The 21435-nt window shown below is 51.9% G+C and carries 19 protein-coding genes and 1 pseudogene; 14 read left to right on the top strand and 6 right to left on the bottom strand.

Features of this window, described 5'->3' with window-relative positions:
* Window positions 1–2: 2 nt before the first annotated feature.
* From ACW73I_RS18490 to ACW73I_RS18475, 4 genes are read right to left on the bottom strand one after another with little or no spacing between them, the layout of a single operon-like run.
* Window positions 3–671, bottom strand: a complete 669-nt coding sequence (locus ACW73I_RS18490) for a MotA/TolQ/ExbB proton channel family protein (RefSeq protein ID WP_458030913.1) — start codon at window positions 669–671, stop codon at window positions 3–5.
* A gap of 15 nt (window positions 672–686) precedes the next feature.
* Complete coding sequence (locus ACW73I_RS18485) at window positions 687–1481, bottom strand: TonB family protein (RefSeq protein ID WP_458030912.1); 795 nt, start codon at window positions 1479–1481, stop codon at window positions 687–689.
* Between the two features lie 16 nt (window positions 1482–1497).
* A complete protein-coding gene (locus tag ACW73I_RS18480; RefSeq protein ID WP_458030911.1) occupies window positions 1498–2718 on the bottom strand; it encodes a PepSY-associated TM helix domain-containing protein in 1221 nt (406 codons plus the stop codon).
* An 11-nt stretch (window positions 2719–2729) separates the two neighbouring features.
* Window positions 2730–4829 (bottom strand): TonB-dependent siderophore receptor, encoded by a 2100-nt coding sequence (locus ACW73I_RS18475; RefSeq protein ID WP_458030910.1) that lies wholly within the window; start codon window positions 4827–4829, stop codon window positions 2730–2732.
* Window positions 4830–5272: 443 nt separating this feature from the next.
* Between ACW73I_RS18475 and traL the strand changes: the two genes are divergently transcribed.
* The 4 genes from traL to ACW73I_RS18455 are packed head-to-tail and all read left to right on the top strand — an operon-like array spanning window position 5273 to window position 7519.
* Complete coding sequence (gene traL / locus ACW73I_RS18470) at window positions 5273–5554, top strand: type IV conjugative transfer system protein TraL (RefSeq protein ID WP_458030909.1); 282 nt, start codon at window positions 5273–5275, stop codon at window positions 5552–5554.
* Window positions 5551–6162 (top strand): TraE/TraK family type IV conjugative transfer system protein, encoded by a 612-nt coding sequence (locus tag ACW73I_RS18465; RefSeq protein ID WP_458030908.1) that lies wholly within the window; start codon window positions 5551–5553, stop codon window positions 6160–6162. The genes traL and ACW73I_RS18465 overlap by 4 nt, the downstream gene beginning before the upstream one ends.
* Window positions 6159–7136, top strand: a complete 978-nt coding sequence (locus ACW73I_RS18460; protein ID WP_458030907.1) for a TraK protein — start codon at window positions 6159–6161, stop codon at window positions 7134–7136. Before ACW73I_RS18465 ends, ACW73I_RS18460 begins: the two co-directional genes overlap by 4 nt.
* Window positions 7136–7519 carry a hypothetical protein gene (locus ACW73I_RS18455; RefSeq protein ID WP_458030906.1) on the top strand — a complete coding sequence of 128 codons (384 nt, stop codon included), beginning with the start codon at window positions 7136–7138 and terminating at the stop codon, window positions 7517–7519. Before ACW73I_RS18460 ends, ACW73I_RS18455 begins: the two co-directional genes overlap by 1 nt.
* A gap of 269 nt (window positions 7520–7788) precedes the next feature.
* Here ACW73I_RS18455 and ACW73I_RS18450 read toward each other — a convergent pair whose 3' ends face one another.
* Both ACW73I_RS18450 and ACW73I_RS18445 read right to left on the bottom strand, forming a co-directional pair.
* Window positions 7789–8685, bottom strand: a complete 897-nt coding sequence (locus tag ACW73I_RS18450; RefSeq protein WP_458030905.1) for a hypothetical protein — start codon at window positions 8683–8685, stop codon at window positions 7789–7791.
* Between the two features lie 10 nt (window positions 8686–8695).
* A pseudogene (locus tag ACW73I_RS18445) lies at window positions 8696–9052 on the bottom strand (integrase core domain-containing protein); the annotation flags it as partial.
* A 147-nt stretch (window positions 9053–9199) separates the two neighbouring features.
* Here ACW73I_RS18445 and ACW73I_RS18440 point away from each other — a divergent pair.
* From ACW73I_RS18440 to ACW73I_RS18395, 10 genes are all read left to right on the top strand, one after another.
* The gene (locus tag ACW73I_RS18440) at window positions 9200–10774 is read left to right on the top strand and encodes a peptide chain release factor 3 (protein ID WP_458030904.1); all 1575 of its coding nucleotides are present in this window, start codon (window positions 9200–9202) and stop codon (window positions 10772–10774) included.
* A 66-nt stretch (window positions 10775–10840) separates the two neighbouring features.
* Complete coding sequence (locus tag ACW73I_RS18435; RefSeq protein WP_458030903.1) at window positions 10841–11995, top strand: right-handed parallel beta-helix repeat-containing protein; 1155 nt, start codon at window positions 10841–10843, stop codon at window positions 11993–11995.
* 91 nt (window positions 11996–12086) lie between these two features.
* Window positions 12087–13973 carry a DUF3450 family protein gene (locus tag ACW73I_RS18430; protein WP_458030902.1) on the top strand — a complete coding sequence of 629 codons (1887 nt, stop codon included), beginning with the start codon at window positions 12087–12089 and terminating at the stop codon, window positions 13971–13973.
* 19 nt (window positions 13974–13992) lie between these two features.
* Window positions 13993–14508: a MotA/TolQ/ExbB proton channel family protein gene (locus ACW73I_RS18425; RefSeq protein WP_458030901.1), complete on the top strand. Its 516-nt coding sequence runs from the start codon at window positions 13993–13995 to the stop codon at window positions 14506–14508.
* Window positions 14505–14936: an ExbD/TolR family protein gene (locus tag ACW73I_RS18420; RefSeq protein WP_458030900.1), complete on the top strand. Its 432-nt coding sequence runs from the start codon at window positions 14505–14507 to the stop codon at window positions 14934–14936. Before ACW73I_RS18425 ends, ACW73I_RS18420 begins: the two co-directional genes overlap by 4 nt.
* Complete coding sequence (locus ACW73I_RS18415; RefSeq protein ID WP_458030899.1) at window positions 14936–15703, top strand: TonB family protein; 768 nt, start codon at window positions 14936–14938, stop codon at window positions 15701–15703. Before ACW73I_RS18420 ends, ACW73I_RS18415 begins: the two co-directional genes overlap by 1 nt.
* Before the next feature lie 210 nt (window positions 15704–15913).
* Window positions 15914–16552 (top strand): N-acetyltransferase family protein, encoded by a 639-nt coding sequence (locus ACW73I_RS18410; protein ID WP_458030898.1) that lies wholly within the window; start codon window positions 15914–15916, stop codon window positions 16550–16552.
* Between the two features lie 391 nt (window positions 16553–16943).
* Window positions 16944–17735 carry an SDR family NAD(P)-dependent oxidoreductase gene (locus tag ACW73I_RS18405; protein ID WP_458030897.1) on the top strand — a complete coding sequence of 264 codons (792 nt, stop codon included), beginning with the start codon at window positions 16944–16946 and terminating at the stop codon, window positions 17733–17735.
* A gap of 45 nt (window positions 17736–17780) precedes the next feature.
* On the top strand, window positions 17781–18200 hold the full coding sequence (locus tag ACW73I_RS18400; RefSeq protein WP_458030896.1) for a GFA family protein: 420 nt from the start codon (window positions 17781–17783) through the stop codon (window positions 18198–18200).
* A 689-nt stretch (window positions 18201–18889) separates the two neighbouring features.
* On the top strand, window positions 18890–21367 hold the full coding sequence (locus ACW73I_RS18395) for a glycogen/starch/alpha-glucan phosphorylase (protein WP_458030895.1): 2478 nt from the start codon (window positions 18890–18892) through the stop codon (window positions 21365–21367).
* Window positions 21368–21435 lie beyond the last annotated feature (68 nt).

Genomic DNA, 21435 nt, shown 5'->3' with positions numbered 1-21435 from the left:
CGCTACTTCCGGCCTTTGTACAGCGCATCGCCCATGGCGATATGCATGAAGCCGTCGACGAACTGCTCCAGCGCGGCACGGTGTTGTTTGGCGCTACGAATAAAGAAGTTATACGCCAGTACTGCCGGCACGGCGACAGCAATGCCGATTGCGGTGGCAATCAAGGCTTCGCCGATTGGACCGGCCACTACGTCCAGGCTGGCGGAACCGTTGACACCGATGTCGTGCAAGGCGCGCATGATGCCGACCACGGTGCCGAACAGACCGACAAAGGGCGCGGTGCTGCCGATACTGGCCAGCATGGACAGACCACTTTCGATCTTGCTTTGCTCTTGCCGAGTGGCTTGACGCAGCACATGTTCCAACAATGCTTGCGACGGGCCGCGAAACCTGAGACTGCTAGTCGGCGACTGGTTTCGCTCGTCCAGCCAAATAAAGCCACAATTAGCGATCCTGGCTTTCGGACTGCGCGCTGAGTGCGCAATCAACTGTCGAGCACTCTTAAAATCGCTCGCTTGCCAAAATTCACCATTAAATTGCCGATTGGCTTGATGGTTATGGGAGAACTGCCAAATCTTGAAAAGAATCAGCACCCAGGTCAGTAACGAGAACAGCAACAATAGATACAGGGTTGCGTCGATCACAATGGCCGTTTCGGTCGAGAAAAGCATGAATATCTCCTAATGTTAGTTGCGGAGACTGAATACGATAGGCACGATCACCGAGCTGGCGACCGCCGTCTCTCCGCGTTTGGCGGGAATAAATCGCCATTGTTTGACTGCATCGACAGCCGATTCGTCGAGAGCGTCGTAGCCGCTGGACTGTTCCACCGCGACCACATCGCTTAAGCCTTGCGCGGACACCCGCACCCTCAACAAGACTTTTCCAGTCCAGCCCCGGTTTCTGGCCAATGCCGGATAATTGGGTTTGGGGTTATGGGCGTAGTTGGCGCGATAATTGGCCTCGGTGAAATGTGGATCGCCGTTAGTGACTTCAGCCTGGTTGTGGCTAACGGACAAGGCAGAACTGCCGGTCGTCGGCGAAGCAGAAACTGACGGCGTCTCGGCCATGGGTTCCAGCGGCGCAAATTCCGGCGCGGGCTGAATAAGCGGTGGCGCTTTCTTTACAATCGGCTTCTTCGGCTGCGTCTTTTTCGGTAACGGTTTCTTTTCCATCTTGGGTGGCTGTGACGGTGCCGATTGCGGCGATACGGTGGCGGGCTGTGCCGACAACGCAATCATGCCTACTTCCATCACCAGGCGCTTTGCCGGGCTGACGGGCTCGACAGGCCGCGTCAAGCACTGCAACAACCAAACATGCAAAAGTAACACCAGCATCGCGAGCAAAACCACCATGTCGCGCGGCCGTTCGTCGCCAAAACAATCAAGGCGCAGCCAATCTGGTGCAGGACCAATCGACGCAATTCTTGGATTTATTGATGGTGGACTAAATCGACTCTCACGTTCATTGAGTAAACACATGGCCACTTGCCTTATATCAGTCAACGGAATTCAAACCGCTCACTGGACGTTGCTTGATACGCCGCCCGTTGCGCTTACCCAGCCAGATCAACACACCCGTAATCACCAGTCCGGCCATGGCCAAACCGGTTAGCGAAATCAAAATTCTGCCGGGCAAGCCGATGATTTGTCCGCTGTGCAGCGGCAATTGCCAGGCTTCGAAAATATCCGCCGCACTGCCGCTGCCGGGGATGTAGTCACCCAGATAGGCGCCGGTTGCGCCGTCGTAATACAGATAGCTAAGCCCCAGACCTTGATTGCGCCCAAAGCCGACGCCGAAAATGCCATAGCTCGCGTTGTAGAAAATCGAGGCTTGCGGTTTATGCCAACCCCGTTTACCAGCTTCGGCGGCGGCACTTTGCAGCACATCGCCAAACGCAACAGCCGCCTCGACTGGCGCTTGCTCGCTACGCTGTTCCCGCGCGTCGAACGGTGTAGCCGTAAACTCCGAAAACAGTGATACCACCGGCTCGAAAACCGCATCGCGCAGATTTAACGAGACAGCACTAACAGACAACATCAGCATTACAATCAGCAACCATAAGCCGCCGGCACGATGCAAATCAAAAGTCATTCGCATGGCGCCGGCATGAGGTTTTATCCGCCAGACCATAGCCCAGCGTTGTAACCAACTCTTGGACGGCTGTTGCAGGTTTGGCGATGCTTGCTTTGATCGGGATTTGTGTTTGGGCAGGGTCAGATAAAAACCGATCAATGATTCCAATAGCCAAACGATGGCGACCGAACCCATCACCCACAATCCCAGTTCACCGGGCAATTGCAGGCTATAGTGCAGCACGTAAATAAACGGAATCAGATGCCGGCGCTCGAAACAACAGGCGCCCCAAATTCGTCCGCCCAAAACCTTTCCGCTGACAGGATCGACGAATAATTCATCTGCATCGGCTTCCCGGCCGGCGTCGGCCGGCCGTACCGTAATCCGCACCGCCTTGCCGGCTTCGCGGTTTAACGGGAGTGAGATAACGCGATATTGCGGCCAATCGCGTTGCAATGCTTGCAACAATTCTGCGGTACCAAGCACAGGTCCGCGCGCCGGACTTTCGAACAATTCCGGATTCAACCAGGCATCCAGCTCTAGTTGGTAGGCGATGATACAGCCGGTCAAGCCGGCTTGCAGCAGAAATAGGGCGGCGCTCAGCCCAAGATAGCGGTGCAAGCGCGCCCACAATTTTCGCATGAAATATTCGTCTACCAGTTATAACGCAGGCTGGCCAGCACAGTGCGGCGATTACCGTAAAAACAGCTTCCGCCATAGCAAGTGGTGAAATATTCGTGATCCAGCAAGTTGTTCATATTCACGCCCAGACGTATGCCTTTCATTTTGTTATGCAACTGGCCTAGGTCATAGTGAACCGCGGCGTCGACCAAAACGTAACCCGGCGTTTTAAGACTATTGCTCAAGTCGCCGTAATTACCGCTGGCATAATGTAATCCACCACCCAAGCCCAGACCGGCAAAATCGCCTTGCTGGTGTGTGTAATCCAGCCAAAGCGCGGCTCGATGCTCCGGTGTGTACGTCAAGTTGTTGCCGAGTTCCGACGCAATGTTTGACTTGGTGACCTCGGTATCCGTGTAGGTATAGGATGCCGCCACGTTCAGACCCATATCCAGGCTAGCCTTGCCCTCCAACTCAACCCCTTGCGAACGCACTTCGCCGGTTTGAATGCTGTAGCCGAAATGCGAAAGATCCGGATCCGCCGTGACGACATTTTGCTGGACTAAATGAAATAACGCCGCAGAGAATAAGGCATTGTAACCATGCGGTTGATATTTGATACCGAACTCGTGTTGCTGTCCGGTCGTAGGTTTGAACGGAACACCGTAAAATGTGGTGCCTATGGTGGGTTCGAAGGATTCGGAATAGCTGTAATAGGGAGACACACCACTATCGAATAGATAATTTAAGCCTGTTCGATAGGTAAACGCTTCGTCGTCTTGAGGAGTTTCGTCTTCATCGTCATAACGAGTCGAAGCGGACACCCAGTCATTACGGACACTAATTGTCGCCAACCAACGATTCCATTTGATTTGATCTTGGGCATAGATACCGACTTGGCTTTGTTGTTGTTCAGTTTTGGAGTCCAAGACCGGTCGGGGAAAGGCTTTGCCGTAAACTGGGTCATAGATATTCAAGATCAGCTCAGGCAATTCAAAGTCGGTAAAACCGCTGAGTCTTTCCGAGTCGAATTGGCGAAAACCTACACCGGCCAATGCCGTATGCGCAACCGGACCGGTGAAAAAGTCGGCTTGCATCTGGTTGTCGAGTGTAAATGTATTAGCCTTATCCTTATATTGAGCGCCGTAACGGTAAATACTATTCATTTCACTATCGACGAAGCTTCCTTCCGGTATTAGGCGGCCAGTGTCATAATCGAATCCGTAATAGTAGTCTGGATAGATGCCGCGGTAATCGCTAGTGATATTGGCATAGCGCAGGTTTTGCCTAGCCGAGAAAGTTTGATTGAAACGATGTTCGAATGCGTAGCCAATTGCATATTGTTCGCGGTCATAACCGTCGAAATCCGGTTCGCCGAAAAATCGGCTACTCGGAATTTTGCCATTTGGATTGCCCAACACTGTTCCTTCATAGGGCAAAAATTGCATGGCGTTGCCGGTTTCGTCCTTTTGGTAATGGCTCAAAAAAGTAAATGTCGTCGCATCGCTTGGCTTCCATGTAAAACTTGGAGCGACGAAATAACGACTCTCTTCTACATGATCAACCTGAGTATTGGCGCCTCGGCCCAAAGCTACTAGGCGATACAGAAAATCGCTTCGTCCGGCAATAGGGCCGCTTAAGTCGAGGTCACCTTGCACTCTGTCGAAACTGCCGCCAATAAACTGAATCTCGTGCCATGGTGTTGCAGTTGGTCGTTTGCTCATCATATTGACTAATCCGCCGGGTGGGTTTTGACCGTAAAGTACCGACGACGGTCCGCGCAACACTTCGATTCGTTCCATTCCGTAGGGTTCGACGCGCAATTGAGCGTAACTGCTGTTTGAGTTCATCAATCGGGTACCGTCTAGATATTGAGTGCCTTCGAAGCCGCGTATATTGAAATAATCGTCCCGAGTGCTGGGGCCGAACATACCGCTAACCACACCCGGCGTATACGCAACTGCTTCGGTAACGCTTTGAGAGGCACGCGCGGCTATTTCGTCCCTGTTGATCTCGCTGATTGATTGCGGCACCTCTATTAAAGGCGTATCGGTCTTGGAACCGGACAACGACCGGTTAACGACATATCCATCCACCGGATCGACCGCGGTAGTTTCCTTTTTGTCTATCACTGACACTTCCGGCAGTGTCGTTTGGTTTTCATTTCCTACAACAACTTTTTTGGTATCTCCTGAATTTTGTTTTGCCTCGGCACCGGAACTATTCAAGCCCTCGTCCGCCAATAAGTCGCTACTCGTTATCACTGTTGTTAAGGTAACAATGAGTGCTCGCCGCGTTCTGCAATCTCGACAGATTCGATTAAGCCGATATAAAAAATCATCTCTCATGGCAATATCCTGTAAAAAACATATCTTAATAGTAGTACAAATGCGAATGATTCGCAATACTTTATTGTACCAAGTTCCGTCCCTTACCTTTCTTGTTACCCCAAAGAATACGCATGTTTTCCGATTTGAAAGCAAGACTATGCAGCTAATCTCAAATTCGTCATCAGCTGCAAAAGCCATTCTCAAATTCCCCGTCACAATAATGACCATCCCAACCGGAGGTCATTATGGAACCCGTTGCCATCCCCCAATCGATCGACGATCCGACCTATATTCTGTTGTGGAGTGCGTATGAGATCGTGCCCTTCATGGTCAGCATGCTCACCGGCATGTTGATTGATCAGTTCATACCCGGTTTGGCGCTCGGCTTCATCGCAGTCAAGTTTTACCGGCGTTTCCGCGACAACCGGCCTGACGGCTACACCTTGCATGCGCTGTATTGGCTGGGTCTTTTGCCCAGTCGCGCGCAGACCATTCCCAATCCCTACATCCGCAGGTTTCTGCCATGAGATGGTCGGATTTCCTGCAGACCTGGGACGGGCACGAGACCGAGAACCGGTTTAGCCGCGTCGTCATCATTGGCTTGCTGGTAATTTGCGTGATTACTTCGCTGGCCGCCTGGCGCACCGAACGCAGCATCATTCTGGTGCCGCCGAGCTTGACGCAGGAAGTCGAGGTCACCCATAGTCAAGCATCCAGCGAGTTCAAAGAGTCCTGGGGCTTGTTCCTGGCCGAATTGCTAGGCAACACCACCCCAGCCAATGCCGACTTTCTGAAAACCGCGGTCGAGCCGTTATTGGCGCCGGATATTTACCGCAGTGTCCTGGATGCCATGAGCGATCAAATCAAGGCCATCAAAATGGATCGGGTCGCGATCAGTTTTACGCCGCGTCATGTCGATTACGAAGCCGAGACCAACAAGGTTTTTGTCAGCGGCGAACTGAAAAGCCAAGGCCCCAGTTCCAAACCGGACGTGAAACTCCGTACCTACGAATTCATCATCGCTATCAAAAACTATCGGCCCAGACTGGAATACATCGACGTGTATCCGGATTCCCCCAGAACCCTGGCCCGTTTGAAAGCCACCCAAGGCCAACCGCATGAGGCTCAACCATGAAACGATTGATGCACCCCTGGTTATTTCTTTGCTTCGCCAATGGCGCTTGGGCCGCCGATGAGTTACCGGTGACGGTGTTGCCACCGGTCACCACAGTAGCAGAAGATTCATCCGTATCGCCATCACAGGCCGTTGTTACGTCACAGCCCGACTTAGGTATCGAGTTACCGCCGGTTGATGCCAGTGTATTGAAAGCCGCCAAACAACAAGCGGCAGCGTCAAACTCAGCATCAGCCACTTCCATCGGCCCACAACATATTGCGGTAAAACCCGGCGTCAACGAACTGATGCCGATTGCTGTCGGTCACTTGAATCGTCTGGTCACGCCGTTCGAACATCCGGTGGTCACGACCACCAGCCAGGCGACTACCAGTACCAAAGGCAAAATCGTCTACGTCGCCACCGCCGACGAAACGCCGGTCACGCTATACATCACCCCCGGCGACAACCAGGACATTGCGCTATCGCTCACCCTGATCCCCAAACGGATTCCGGCACGGGAAATACACCTTGATCTGGATAAGGACAGTTACCAGTTGCTGAACCAATGGCAGCGCGCCGATACCTCGAGCCGAACTTCGAGCCAACAGGAACAAGCCTACATCAGCCAATTGAAAACCTTGTTTCGGGATTTGGGGTTGCAAAGGACCCCAGCCGGTTATTCCCTACGCGAACCTAAACCCCAAGAGCAAATTCGCTGCCTGCAAGACCGCGTGCAGATTAAAACCGGCCAAGTCCTGGAAGGCCAGGATAGGCTGATTCTGGTTAGTCTTGCCAAGAATACCGGCAGCGAGATGCTCGAGTTCGACGAACGCAGTTGTTCGACGACGCAACAGGATGTACTCGCCGTTTCGGCCTGGCCCAACGTGGTATTGAAACCCCATGAAGCCACCGAGCTTTATGTCGTGGTCCGACAAGCGCCTGAGGCGTCGATCAACTTGCGCCCTTCGTTACTGGACGGAGGCCAACCCTAATGGCCAGCGTCGATACCTGGTGGACACGCTTGAGTCCGAGCGCAAAACGTAATTTAGCTGTCGGCAGCATCGGTACCGTGGTTTTGGCCGTCATCATCGCACTGGCCACCGTCACCCCGGAAGTCAGCAAACCGCTGAGTAAACAGGCCACCATCCAACACATCCTGACCGATAGCGATCCCCGCTCCTTGGGCATCGACGGCATTTCCGCGCAATTGCGCGATCCGCTGCAAAAGAACGAGGAACAAGCCCGCCGGCTGGCGGCCATCGAAGAACAGCAACGCCGCGAGCAGCAATCCGATGAAACCCGTTTCAAACAATGGACTGCAGCGGAACGCGAGGCCTATGAAATTGGAATGATGTGTCGCTACCGCGACGAATGATTTAGAAGCCGGTTCCCGCACCAGCGAGCGGGATACTTTTCTTTGCTTGTCCAAAGAAAAGTATCCAAAAGAAACGACACCCGGATGCCGCTTCAATCCTGCGCACCGTAAGTTTTGGCTGGGGTTGCTTGAAGGGGCATCCCAGCCCTTGCAAGCAACGCGATGCATCCTTGCATCGCTCCTAACGAGCAAATCCCGCCAAAACTTCCGGTGCTCGGCGCGGCATAACGGGAGAATCGTATCCTGGCTTATTTGATTAACAAAAGTCTTTATTTGACAATATATGGTCGGTTTACTAAGTCCGCGATTTCAGGGCCTTTGTAATATGGCTTTATCCAAATTAATTTTCGCTCTGATTGATTCTGCCCATACGCTTGATTTCGCCAATGTCCTCTAACAATATAACGAATCGAGCGATATTTTCTATCTTGAAAATCGCTTATTCGACCTTGTCTCGATCTGTTTTTATCAATATAAATAGAACCAATATTTTCACCAACCGAAACAAAATCCAAAATCGATTCTTTCTTTGCGAGCTGCCTAGATTTTTTTGATTTTAGTTTTGACTTTATAGAGTTTGCCTTGCTTATATTTGACTCTCTTGCTGACAACCGATATATAACATCTGGCTCATTCGATGACAAATAAAGCACTGAATTTAATATCAACCGAAATAGCGCCAACCCATCAGTATAAAACTCTTCATCATCGGTTGACCTATTATGGCCATCCATTGTTAAAAGCAGACCCATTCCATCAGTATCCCCCAATTCATTCCAATCCGTTTTGAGTGATTGCTCAATTTTCCATCCAGCCCTAACAGCAACTTCTCTTTTGATACAAAAGTTAAGCCTTTCTCCTCGCCAATGATATACAGTTATGATCAGTTTTTTATCTCCGCCAGAAGAATTATCAGGCAAAGATGTTATATGAACAGAAATGGGATAATTAAAATCATGAGCTTCCGGAACCATCTTTAAAAATGTAAATGCGGCATCTACCACCGATGGTGAGGAATAAATAAACGCACAGCTCTCATATGGCAACCTCAACATATCCGAATCAACACTCAACTCTGTTACCAGGAGGCAATCAGATAAATTTTGGCTAAAAAAGAAAGTTTTGCGATTAAATAATTGAACCGCCCCGGGAATATCGGAGGCCATTTATTCTGAGTCATGCTGCCTGAGCGGACTCGGAAAGTTGTTGATAATAGATTGCTTCGGCTTCAACGGGGGGAATATTACCAATAGGTCCCAGTAGATGTCGATGATTAAACCAATCGACCCAGGTCAGTGTAGCGAGCTCGACAGCTTCACGATTCTTCCAGGATTGCCGATGAATCACCTCGGCTTTATACAAGCCATTGATCGTTTCAGCCAAGGCATTGTCATAGGAATCGCCGACGCTACCCACTGAAGCCTCAACGCCGGCTTCTGCCAAACGCTCGGTATAGCGGATCGAAACGTACTGCGCACCTCGATCACTGTGATGAATCAAGCCGCCGTCCCGATCGGGTTGACGGTCATGTAGTTTGGGATCCCGAAGAAGTTGAAGCTTGGGAATGCAGAGCAAACGACACGGCGCTGTGTCAAACTGAGATATAATATGACAAAACATGAAATAGCAAGTACTTTAAGAATTTAGTACAAATTTTAGAATTTATCACATATAAACTTAATGGAATCTACGGAATACAAGCGACGCCGCACATTTGCAATCATCTCCCACCCCGACGCAGGCAAAACCACTATCACCGAAAAATTGCTTTTATTCGGAGGCGCAATTCAGTTGGCCGGCTCGGTCAAAGGCCGCAAGGCGGCTCGCCATGCCACCTCGGATTGGATGGAAATGGAAAAGGAGCGCGGCATTTCCGTCACAACGTCCGTCATGCAATTCGAGCATAAGGACAGCATTATCAACCTGCTTGATACACCGGGTCACGAGGATTTTTCCGAGGACACCTATCGCACCCTGACCGCGGTGGATTCGGCGCTGATGGTCATCGACGTTGCCAAAGGTGTCGAGGACAGAACCATCAAGTTGATGGAAGTGTGCCGCTTGCGCGACACGCCGATTCTGAGCTTCATCAACAAACTGGACCGCGAGGGCCGCGACCCGATCGATCTGTTGGACGAAGTCGAAAGCGTATTGAAAATAGAATGTGCGCCGATGACCTGGCCCATCGGCATGGGCAAACGCTTCAAAGGCGTTTATCAGCTTTATAAAGACGAAACCATTTTGTTCAATCCGCACCACGGCGGCAAAATTGCCGACTCGCAGGTCGTGAAAGGTCTTAACAATCCGCATCTGGACGAGTTGATTGGTCTACAAGCCGACGAACTACGCGAGGAAATCGAACTGGTCAAAGGCGCCAGCCACGAATTCGACCTGGATAAATATTTGCGCGGCGAACAAACGCCGGTATTTTTCGGTTCGGCAATCAATAACTTCGGTATCGTCGAGCTGTTGGACGCCTTCGCCGAATATGCGCCTTCGCCCAGACCGCGTCAGGCCGAACAACGCGAAGTCAAGCCGGAAGAAGACAAATTTACCGGTTTCGTGTTTAAAATTCAGGCCAATATGGACCCGGCCCACCGCGACCGGGTGGCCTTTATGCGCATCTGTTCCGGCAAGTTCGACAGGGGGATGAAAATGCACCACGTCCGCATCGGCAAGGGCATACAAGTGGCCAACGCGATCACCTTCCAGGCCGATAGCCGCAAAAACGTCGAAGAAGCCTACCCCGGCGATATCATCGGTTTACATAATCACGGCACCATACAGGTCGGCGACACTTTCACCCAAGGCGAAACCTTGAAATTCGGCGGCATCCCCTACTTCGCACCCGAGCTGTTCCGCCGCGTGGTATTAAAAGATCCGCTTCGGGCTAAGGCCTTACAAAAAGGCTTGGTGCAATTGACCGAAGAAGGCGCGACCCAATTATTCAAGCCCTTGAAGAACAACGATCTGATTTTGGGCGCCGTCGGCATTCTACAGTTCGACGTAACGGCGCACCGATTGAAGCACGAGTACAACGTCGAATGCGTCTACGACGCTTCGCCGATAAACACCGTACGCTGGGTCAGCGCCAAGAACCCGGCCAAATTGGAAGAATTCAAGAACAAAGCCTTCGAAAATTTGGCCGAAGACGGCGGCGGTTATTTGGTCTATCTGGCTACCAGCCGGGTCAACTTACAACTGACCGAAGAACGTTGGCCGGATATCAGCTTTAGCGCGACACGAGAACTTTAACGGCACGTTGAAAAAAAGCTTGGCGGCCTCGCGTTCCGAATACGCAAACACCGGCCATTTTTAAAGATGACTCATTACCTACGCGGACTCGTCCCTGTGTTGACCGCCTTGCTAATAACGCGCCCTTGTGACGGGGCCGTCCGGCTCGTCGGTCCGCAACATACACTCAAGACACCAAGCCAGGCGGCTCGGGTCGCGACCGACGGCGACATCGTCCTTATCGAAGCAGGCACCTATCGAGGTGATGCGGCAATCTGGCCGCAAAATCGACTGACGTTACGCGGAAACAACGGGCGCGCCCATCTCCGGGCGGACGGCAGCGCGGCCGAAAAAAAAGCAATCTGGGTGCTGCAGGGCAACGATATCCGCATCGAAAATATCGAATTTTCAGAAGCGGCCGTACCCGCAATGAACGGCGCCGGTATTCGCTTCGAAGGCACCAACCTAAGCATAAGTAACTGCCATTTTCATCACAATCAAATGGGCATACTGACCGGCACGAACCTGCTCAGCGAGATAGTGATCGAAGGCTCGGAATTTAACGACAATACGGTCGATTATCCGCGTTACGGATCGCTCGGCCATAACATCTATATAGGCAACATCCGGCGATTTACCTTGAGTCATTCCTATATCCATGACGCTGAAACCGGGCACAACGTAAAATCGCGCGCGCAAGAAAACTATTTACTCTACAACCGCATCGGCGATGAAAAAAAGGCATCCAGTTATCTGGTGGATTTTCCCAATGGCGGGCAAGCCTTTGTGATCGGCAACCAGTTCCGCCAAAGTCCGGATTCCGAAAATTCGACCATGGTGTCGTTCGCTGCGGAACATAATCGGGAACTCTCCGGACAAGCCCTTTATCTGGTGAACAATACTTTCGTTAACGATCGCCCCCGCGGCGTTTTTGTCAACAACCACAGCCGCAGCCCGGCCACATTAATCAACAACTTGCTGGCCGGCGCAAGCGGCCGCATAGAAGGACTTTATAAGGAATATCGGAGCCAATTCACAAGCAAAGCTTCTTTCAATAACCCTAGCGACTACGACTATCGCTTACAGGCCGATTCAAGCGCTATCGACCAAGGTACGGAGCCTGGAATCGCGGATAATGGTTTCCCGCTTCGGCCGAAATTCCAATATCGGCATCCCTTGGCGGTCGAAACACGTATTTCCCAAGGCGCCATCGATATAGGGGCTTATGAATTTAAGCCATAAACAGTTACAAGATATTGTTGCCGATTAACGGGAATTCGCGTTCAACAACGGCATAAGTCCGGGTTTCTAATATTAATCCGACGCGTGTATCATGTTCGTATGGAAAACGGTACGGTTTTTGTCAGCCTTGCTGATCGCGGCCGACCGGCCGGATACTTTTACCTTATTTTCAAACATGGAGTTTAAGTTGGAATTACGCAACCTCTATTCCTTCAACACGCGACGGCTTATTTGGGCTTATTTACTCATTGCATGGCCTGCCTTGGTTTTTGCCGCACCCCCGTCTCAGAAAACCGCCAAGCCGGATAGCACGTCGTCGGCCTCTAATTCCGACAGCGCCGACAAGACTGTTACGCTGGAGGCGGAGCAATTATTGGATCAGCAATTAAACCGCTTGTTCGACTATAGCGTCGCCGCGTTAAAGCGCTATATCGGCACGAGTTCGCCGTTCATGTTATCCGAACGCCAGGCGCGGATTGAGCGTTTAGAAAAGCTGCCCGCCACATCGGATATCAATCAAGCGGAAAAATACCGCCGCTTGCTGGAAAGCTATCGGATAGAGCTGGATTTCGGTAAGACCATAGAAACCTACCAGGCGGAGTTGGACATCAATGGCCAAAAGCGTTTGGTCGATTTCCTCAGAATAGGACAATTAGCTCTTTATTATCAGACCTTCGATGGCGCGGAGAGCGGAATCTGGTCGCGCGCTCAAGTCAAATGGCTGCCCTTGTCGGAAACGGCTAACGCCCGCATCGCAAAAGGTTTACGCATCGCACGCAAAATCGAACCTCCGCAACTAATGGAATTACCGTTATTCGGCGTCGAAAAATCAGAAGATTTCAGCCTGCCTGAACTAGAAGCGGTTCCCGAAAAAACGCTTGCCGCATTCGATGCCGCGTTGGCAAGCAAGACCACGCTGATCTCAGGCATTCGGGAAAATGCGGCTAATCTTAAAATTTTTTATCAGCAACAAACGCCGGATTCGGAGTATGCCAAGCAAATAAAATTGCTCGATACGCTGATCGACAATCGTCATACCCCTAATGCGAACGAGCTGAGGCAGTTATTGATCGGCTTGTTGCATCGATTGGATATTCAGCGGCGGGTATCGGTGTTCGATGCTCAGGTATACGCCCCGAACGGTCTACCCGCGGACAAAAGCGTGTTAAGTATCGGCGGCTTTAGTCTGATTGCGGACGGACTGTATTTAACACATTCGGGTGAAGATAACCGGCTGGTCGAACTTTCTCGGCAACCTTCCGCCGAAATTCTGGAACTGGCCAAGATGTTTCCGACCGTCGATTCCGGCTCGCTCGCGACCTTGGCCGTGGATCCGTCGGGCGGGCAAATTTTGCAATTGTTGGTACAGGCGCCCAATTTTAAGGAACGTATAGGACAAGGCGGACCGGTCGGCTATTTGATTCTGAGTCTGGGCCTTTTGGCATTGCTGCTGAGTATTTACCGGTTTGCCAAACTGACCCTAATTAGTCGTCGCATAGAAACGCAACTGCATACGCAGGGTTTCCTAGCCGATAATCCGCTTGGCCGTTTGCTCGAAAAGCTGCATCAATCGACATTGAACGATGAAGAAGCGCTGTATTTGATCGTAGACGAATCGCTGACCATCGAACAGACCCAGCTCGAACAGGGTTTGGCATTTCTGAAATTAGTCGCCGCCATCGCGCCGATGCTGGGTTTGTTGGGCACGGTAACCGGCATGATAGAAACCTTCCAAGCAATCGCCTTGCACGGTTCCGGCGATCCGAAATTGATGTCCGGCGGCATATCGGAAGCCTTGGTCACGACGGTTGAAGGTTTAGTCACCGCCATTCCGATATTGTTGCTGCATAGCTTGTTAGCCGGTAAGAGCCAGGCATTGGCGGCAATTCTGGAAGCGCATATCTCCGTGGCCTTGGCCCATCGCCTTGAACGCCGGACTACTGCCTCCGATGCCGGCGTCGATATAGCCGCCGCATAATCAACGGGCGAATGCGAAGATGAACAATCTTGATCTGCAAACCATCTTTGACTGGACAGAACAGCAAAGCGAAAGCGTAATGGACTTGGGTGGCCCCGTCATGTGGCCTTTATTGCTGGTATCATTTTGGCTATGGACACTGATACTGGAACGTTATTGGTATATGCTGTACCGTTTTCCGTGGCTAATCAGTCACCGTGCGCTATTTGGCGATCACGCGCACCCGACCCTCATCGAGCGAACCGAAGTACGTTTGGAAATCAGGCGTTATTTAAATTTGATCAAGACCTTGTCCGGTATTTTGCCGATGCTGGGCTTGCTTGGCACGGTGACCGGAATTGTCGAAACCTTCGATCTGATCCGAATCTTCGGCAACGCGGAAACCCGCATCGTTGCCAGGGGCGTTTCGCAGGCCTTGATCACGACATTGGCCGGCTTGGTGTTGGGTTTGTTCGGACTGGCGGCGAGTCACGATCTAAATCAACGATCATCGGCTTGTGAACGCCGGCTTGGGACATGGGGAACGGGTTTATGAGAAAAAACAGTTTAACGACGCGACGTAACGGCAGCGGCCCGACCGGTGTCGACGAGCTGAATCTGACGCCGCTGATCGACATGGTGTTTATTTTGTTGATCTTTTTTCTGGTCACCACTTCCTTTATCCGCGAGTCCACGGTCACCGTGGAGCGGCCCAAAGCGGAAACGGCAAATCCCCAGCAAAACGCTGAAGTCATCGTCACCATCAGCGCCGACGAACAAATTTGGCTCAACAACGTATCGGTCGACATTCGCCTGTTAAGAGCGCGCCTCAATGAAATGGGATTGTCTACCGCTACCCATTCCGCCGTGATTCTGGCCGACGCCAACACCAGCACCGGTTTGTTGGTCAAAGTGATGGATCAAATTCGATTGGCCGGATTCGAGAGCATCTCCGTCGCCGCCAGCTCGGAACCCACCGAATAATGAACGTAAAGGTCGCCTCTTCGAAATGGACTCAAAAAGCGTACGTGTTTTTCACGATGTTGATAGTCGCGGCCGTGATAAACCTGATACTGCTGATGCTGATTGCCAGTTTGATCAATTGCGACGATACGCCGCGTGAACAATTGCCGACGATTCGTGCGATCGAGTTCATCCGCGTCGCCCAAAAACCGCCGGAGCCCAAGCCCATAGAGCCTCCGCCCGAAGAAAAGCCGATCGAGCAACAAGCGCCTGAAAAACCTCCGGAACAGCCTAAGGAAGTGGTCAAGGAGCCTCCGCCTAAAAAACCGGTCAAGCAAGCAGTCAAAAAGCCCGTCAAAAAAACAACCACCGTGGCGGCGCCTAAACTCGATATTCCCCTGGACGGAACCGGGGCTTCGTTCGCAAGCGTGGCGGGAAAAGACTCGCGCGTGACTGCGCCGCCAACGAAGTGGGATGTCGAACAAAAACCGGAACCCCCCAAACCCAAACCGGTCAACCGGCGTTTGATCGCCGTTTCGCGTGTCATGCCGGTTTATCCGTGGCGCGCTAAATCACTGGGTATCGAAGGTTGGGTTAAAGTTGAAATCATCGTCGCAACCGACGGAACCGTCAAACAGGTCAAGGTGATCAGCGACGATCCTAAAGACGTGTTCGGCGAAGCCGCGATTAACTCGATCAAACAATGGCGCTTCAAGCCCGCATTTGTCGAGGGTCAAGCCGTTGAACAGCGGGCCGTTCAGGTAATGGAATTTAAACTAAAAAGTTAACTACCCGCCACTAACCAAACGCCATTGCTTCGATTGACCACGTAATTTTCATAAACACGGCATGCAAAAACTGTAAGAAATAGCGCTTATGGATATTCATTTCTTGCGAATTTTTGTTCAACCTGAGACCAAACTGTTTCTTGAATCGCGGTTTTTGGATGACCCGCAGATGGCGACTCTTGATCTCGCCACTTTGGACTGAGCATAATCATGCAGCGGGAATATTTCGATAGCGTCAACGGCTTTAGCGTGGCGTTGGACGGCGAGTGCTTCGATTTCAGGCCGGTCCGGCAGGACGACCGGAAAATCGTGCAAGACGGCATGTCCGCCTTATCCTCGCGGTCGCGTTATCTGCGCTTTTTCTCGTTGATTTCTCAATTGTCGGACGAGCAACTGCATTATTTCACGGCAGTCGATCAGCACGACCATGTGGCTTGGATTGCGCTGACCCGCGCGCAAACCGAGCACCCTGGAGTCGGTATCGCCCGCTTTATCCGGCTGCCGAATCAAGCCGAAATTGCCGAGTTCGCGGTGACGGTCATCGATAGTCATCAACACCGGGGTATCGGCAGTCTGTTGATGGCGGTACTTTACAGAATGGCCTATCTTAAAGGCGTGCAAATATTGCGCGGTTTCGTACTGCCGGAAAACCGGCTGATGGCGGCCTGGCTGACCAGACTCGGTGCGGTCAGCCATTATGAAAACGATGTGTGCCGGATGGACATAAGGGTTCACGGCGAGACCCCGGATCTGTCGGCACCGCGCTTGCTGACTCTACTTCGCGATTACGCCGACCGGATGACACCCATCTCGCGGCAAATACCCGATCAGCCGGAAAAAACTGATTAACGTCTTTATACAATCAGCTGTCCTTGGGTTACCGCCAATGTCCGCAGTCTCCAAGCCGGCCCAAACCGCAACTGGGTAAGTGTGCGGGTTCCGGCAATGACGGTATAGTTTCACTGTCTTGTCGATCATGGATGTGAAATCAATTCATGCATAACCGGCAGGCAAAGCAATCCGCGACGGGAGGCGGCAGATGAGCGATGCTATAGGCATTTCTGTTTTCGTAGGGTAACGTTATACCTTTCGCACTTCAATTTTCGGCAGGAACCTAATTAGACACCGAGGTGTTCGGCCAGCAGGGACGTATTGACGGCGTCCTTTGACCGACATTCCGGTGCCGAATTTCGAACTGTGATGGATATAGACCAAGGCTCACCAGCCTGTTGGAGGTAGCATGGATCTTAAATTAAACGGCAAAACGGCTCTGGTTACCGGCAGCACCGCCGGAATCGGTTTCGCCATCGCCAAGGCATTGGCCGGGGAAGGCGCAACGGTTATCGTCAACGGGCGTTCGGCCGAATCGGTACAACGCGCGATTCAGGCGTTAAAGCCCGTCGCGGCGGGGGATGTAGGCGGGTTTGCCGGAGACTTATCCCATGAGCGCGCGGCATCGGAGCTGTTCGCAGCGCACCCGAGCCTGGATATCCTGGTCAACAATCTGGGCATTTTCGAACCGCTGGCGTTCGAAGACATCCCCGATGCCGATTGGCGCCGCTTGTTTGAGGTGAACGTGCTCAGCGGCGTGCGTTTATCCCGGTTATATCTGCCGGCGATGAAACAACGCGATTGGGGGCGGATTATCTTCATCTCCAGCGAAAGCGGCGTGCAGATACCCGCGGAAATGATTCATTACGGCATGACCAAGGCCGCGCAAATCGCCGTGGCCAGAGGCTTGGCCGAGCACGTGGCCGGCACCGGCATTACAGTGAACTCGGTACTGCCCGGTCCGACCCGTTCGCGGGGCGTCGGCGATTTCGTCAACGAACTGGCTGCCCGGCAAGGCTCGACCTTAGAGGAATTTGAACGGGAGTTCTTCGAAAAAGTCCGCCCGACTTCGCTGATCAAACGCTTTGCCAGCACCGACGAAGTGGCATCGCTGGTTTGCTATCTGGCCAGCCCGCTGGCCTCGGCAACCACCGGAGCGGCTTTGCGAGTCGATGGCGGCGTGATAAAAAGCGCATTTTGAAGTTGAACAAACCCGCCCCAGCCATTTTAAATAACAGGATATGTCATGTCGGAAGTTACCTTAAAAGGCGGTTGCCTGTGCGGTGCCGTGCAATATCAAGCCAGCGGCGATCCGCAGCGGTTTTACCATTGCCATTGCGCGCGCTGCAGAAAGTCGTCCGGCGCCGGCCACGCCAGCAATTTATTCCTATCGAACGCGGCGTTGGTCTTTACCCAAGGCGAATCGCTGTTGAAGCGTTTTAAAGTGCCGGAAGCCAAACGCTTTGCCCGCCAGTTCTGCAGCGAATGCGGCAGCGCGGTGGCCCGATTCGTGCCGGAAATCGACGGCGTCATGATTCCGGCCGGCTCCCTGGACGACCAAGCACCGATCAAGCCGCAGGCACGCATTTTTTGGGACTCGCGCGCCGACTGGTCCTGCGACGGCGACAGTTTACCGCGTTATTCCGAATATCCTGAGCCCTCTTAGTTTCCTCAGCAACTGCTCGTGCGTTGCTATAGCTCCTGCATCCATGCAGTCGTCTGTAGCGTCCAGATCTTTTCCGGGGTTGGTAGCGTCCATGGCAATCCGCCGATCCTCCGTTCTTCGCTTGCCTGAACAAAGTAGGATCCTTTCCGTCGGGCCGGATGATATTGTCCCCGGCCTTCAAACGGTATTATGACCCTTCCGACTTCCACGTTGACCCAGTGGAACTTCAGCTCTCGCTTTATACGCAGCGCTTGGGGGATGAGGCGACAATTATTCTACGGTTGAATTTTCCAAATGTCAGGCCGAGTTTGAACCGTTTCAGTTCAGGCAATTATTCTCTCCAACACGGCTTCATGCGCGCACCAGTTAAGTGCTGAATTCAGGAGGGCCGCGCTCATTATTAGTGCAGCATCCCTATCAAAATGAGTAGTCAATTCCGACAAGTTACTTATGTCTATCTGATATAAGACTTGCCGCCACACACTTCAGATTGCTCTGACCGCACGGTTTTAGCCGGCTCCCGCCTATCCGGCAGCCGTATTGGATGTGTAGGCACTACAAAATCAAACTCACTTCATAGAGCCTTTTTCATCCATGATTTTCCTGGCTTCGGTTTTGCTTATATTCAGTAATACCCGAGACACACGCCGCCGAATAGATCGCTAACCCGCAATTCAACGGAAGTCACTATGACGAATAGCGAAACACCAACAACCGAACAAATCAAACTCAGCTTTTTCCGCAACCTGGTCAACGTTCAAGGAAAATTTCCGGCTCTGGCCACCACGTTTGATTACTACATGGCCTTGGCCTATACCGTTCGCGACATGCTCATGGCGCGCTGGGTCGGCACGGCAAACGAATATACCAGCAATAAATCCCGTACCGTCGCGTACTTATCCGCCGAATTCCTGATGGGACCGCATTTGGCGTCGAACTTGTTAAATTTAGGTCTGACCGATGAAATCCGCCAAGCCATGGAAGAGTTGGGCCTGAAAATCGACGATTTGTTAGCCGAGGAACCCGAACCCGGTTTGGGCAACGGAGGATTAGGGCGTTTGGCCGCTTGCTTTTTGGACTCTTTAGCCAGCTTGGAAATTCCGTCGGTGGGTTACGGCATACGTTACGAATTCGGAATTTTCGAACAGCTTATCGTCGATGGCTGGCAGGTCGAAAAAACCGATAAGTGGTTGCTCAAAGGCAATCCATGGGAACTTGTGCGTCCGGAATGGGCTGTTGAGATCAAGCTCGGCGGCCATACGGAAACCCAAATCGATGAATACGGCGAACGCCGTGTCAAATGGATCCCGGGGTGGATAGTCAAAGGCATACCTTACGATACGCCTATCTTGGGTTACCGAAACAACACCGCCAACACTTTAAGGCTTTGGCAAGCCGTTGCGCCGGAATCATTTAACTTCGGCCGTTTCAATCAAGGCGATTATTACGGTGCCGTCGAAGAAAAAGTCTCGTCCGAAAATCTGACCAAAATCCTGTATCCCAACGACGGCACCTTGCAAGGCAAGGAATTGCGGCTGGCGCAACAATATTTTTTCGTGTCCTGTTCCCTGCAGGATATGCTGCGCATCATGAAAACCCAGCGCATCAAATTAGAGCGGTTTCATGAGAAATTTGCGGCGCAGCTAAACGACACGCATCCGGCCATCGCTATTGCCGAACTGATGCGCCTGTTAGTCGATGAAAACGATACGCCATGGGACAGCGCATGGTACATCACGCAAAACACCTTCGCCTACACTAATCACACGCTGCTGCCGGAAGCATTGGAATGCTGGCCCGTCGACATGATGGGCCGCTTATTGCCCAGAATCCTGGAAATCATTTTAGACATCAATCACCACTTCTTGGATAAGATCCGGGCGGAATATATGAATGATGTGCAAAAAGTGATGCGCATGTCCTTAATCTCTGAAGCGGAAACCCGCCAGGTACGCATGGCGCATTTGGCCTGCGTTGGCAGTTACGCCATTAACGGCGTAGCCGCGTTGCATACCGAACTGTTAAAGGAAGAGGTGCTGAAAGATTTCTTCGGCTTCTGTCCGGCCAAATTCAGCAATAAAACCAACGGAGTCACCCCAAGACGCTGGTTGGCTTTATGCAACCCACGATTAAGCCGTGTCATTTCCGAAGCAATAGGCGACAAATGGGTAGGAGATTTAGCGGAATTAAGAAAATTGGAAGCTTCAATCGAAGATTCCGGTTTTCTGGAACTGTGGCAAGACGCAAAACGCCTGAATAAACATGACTTCGCCGTCAACCTGTATCAACGCACCGGATTCGGTGTCGACCCCGAATCCTTATTCGACGTGCAAGTCAAGCGCATCCATGAATACAAGCGCCAACACTTGAACATCCTTTACATCATCAGCCTATACCAACGCCTGAAAACCGATCCGCATTTCGAATTACATCCGCGCACATTCGTTTTTGCGGGCAAAGCCGCACCCGGTTACCACATGGCGAAACTGATCATCAAACTGATCAACTCGGTCGCGGATGTCGTCAACCGCGACCGTCACACCAAGGACCTCTTGAAAGTCGTATTCGTACCGAACTTCAATGTCACCAACGGCCAACACATCTACGCTTCGGCGGAGGTGTCGGAACAAATATCCACCGCCGGCAAGGAGGCGTCGGGCACCGGCAATATGAAGTTTGCCATGAACGGCGCGTTGACCATAGGCACTCTGGACGGCGCCAATATCGAAATCCGCGAGGAAGTCGGCGCGGACAACTTCTTCCTGTTCGGGAACACAGCAGACCAAGTCAAAGCGTTGTGGAAAAAAGGCTATAGGCCGCACGACCATTACAGCAACAACCCCTATATTAAACAGGCCATCGATTTAATCAATACCGGCTTTTTCTCTCATGGCGACACGGAGGTATTCCGCAACCTGACCGATAACTTGCTGTACAGCGACCCGTATCAGGTCTTCGCCGACTTCGAAGCTTATAGGCTCTGCCAAGACCAAGTCGATGCGGCTTATCGCGACAATATGAACTGGCAAAAAATGTCGGTTTTGAACACCGCCCGCTCCGGCAAATTTTCATCCGACCGAACCATCGTCGAATATTGCCGCGATATATGGAAAGTGGAGCCCGTTCCGATTCAAACCCCGCAATTAGACTTGTTCAAAATTATATAAGCCGTGGCACGCCGCATCATCCTAAGGATATCGTCCAAAATAACTTCCCGATATGGCAATAGTCACTG

The sequence above is a fragment of the Methylomonas sp. MgM2 genome, from assembly GCF_054172045.1.
Note: the sequence above shows the minus strand (reverse complement) of the source record. Positions and strands in the feature narration are given on the sequence as shown.

Excerpts from the sequence above, each read along its gene's own strand:
- ACW73I_RS18490 (WP_458030913.1), bottom strand. The coding sequence starts at position 671 with ATGCTTTTCTCGACCGAAACGGCCATTGTGATCGACGCAACCCTGTAT.
- ACW73I_RS18485 (WP_458030912.1), bottom strand. The coding sequence starts at position 1,481 with ATGTGTTTACTCAATGAACGTGAGAGTCGATTTAGTCCACCATCAATA.
- ACW73I_RS18480 (WP_458030911.1), bottom strand. The coding sequence starts at position 2,718 with ATGCGAAAATTGTGGGCGCGCTTGCACCGCTATCTTGGGCTGAGCGCC.
- traL (WP_458030909.1), top strand. The coding sequence starts at position 5,273 with ATGGAACCCGTTGCCATCCCCCAATCGATCGACGATCCGACCTATATT.
- ACW73I_RS18465 (WP_458030908.1), top strand. The coding sequence starts at position 5,551 with ATGAGATGGTCGGATTTCCTGCAGACCTGGGACGGGCACGAGACCGAG.
- ACW73I_RS18460 (WP_458030907.1), top strand. The coding sequence starts at position 6,159 with ATGAAACGATTGATGCACCCCTGGTTATTTCTTTGCTTCGCCAATGGC.
- ACW73I_RS18455 (WP_458030906.1), top strand. The coding sequence starts at position 7,136 with ATGGCCAGCGTCGATACCTGGTGGACACGCTTGAGTCCGAGCGCAAAA.
- ACW73I_RS18450 (WP_458030905.1), bottom strand. The coding sequence starts at position 8,685 with ATGGCCTCCGATATTCCCGGGGCGGTTCAATTATTTAATCGCAAAACT.
- ACW73I_RS18440 (WP_458030904.1), top strand. The coding sequence starts at position 9,200 with ATGGAATCTACGGAATACAAGCGACGCCGCACATTTGCAATCATCTCC.
- ACW73I_RS18435 (WP_458030903.1), top strand. The coding sequence starts at position 10,841 with ATGACTCATTACCTACGCGGACTCGTCCCTGTGTTGACCGCCTTGCTA.
- ACW73I_RS18430 (WP_458030902.1), top strand. The coding sequence starts at position 12,087 with ATGTTCGTATGGAAAACGGTACGGTTTTTGTCAGCCTTGCTGATCGCG.
- ACW73I_RS18425 (WP_458030901.1), top strand. The coding sequence starts at position 13,993 with ATGAACAATCTTGATCTGCAAACCATCTTTGACTGGACAGAACAGCAA.
- ACW73I_RS18420 (WP_458030900.1), top strand. The coding sequence starts at position 14,505 with ATGAGAAAAAACAGTTTAACGACGCGACGTAACGGCAGCGGCCCGACC.
- ACW73I_RS18415 (WP_458030899.1), top strand. The coding sequence starts at position 14,936 with ATGAACGTAAAGGTCGCCTCTTCGAAATGGACTCAAAAAGCGTACGTG.
- ACW73I_RS18410 (WP_458030898.1), top strand. The coding sequence starts at position 15,914 with ATGCAGCGGGAATATTTCGATAGCGTCAACGGCTTTAGCGTGGCGTTG.
- ACW73I_RS18405 (WP_458030897.1), top strand. The coding sequence starts at position 16,944 with ATGGATCTTAAATTAAACGGCAAAACGGCTCTGGTTACCGGCAGCACC.
- ACW73I_RS18400 (WP_458030896.1), top strand. The coding sequence starts at position 17,781 with ATGTCGGAAGTTACCTTAAAAGGCGGTTGCCTGTGCGGTGCCGTGCAA.
- ACW73I_RS18395 (WP_458030895.1), top strand. The coding sequence starts at position 18,890 with ATGACGAATAGCGAAACACCAACAACCGAACAAATCAAACTCAGCTTT.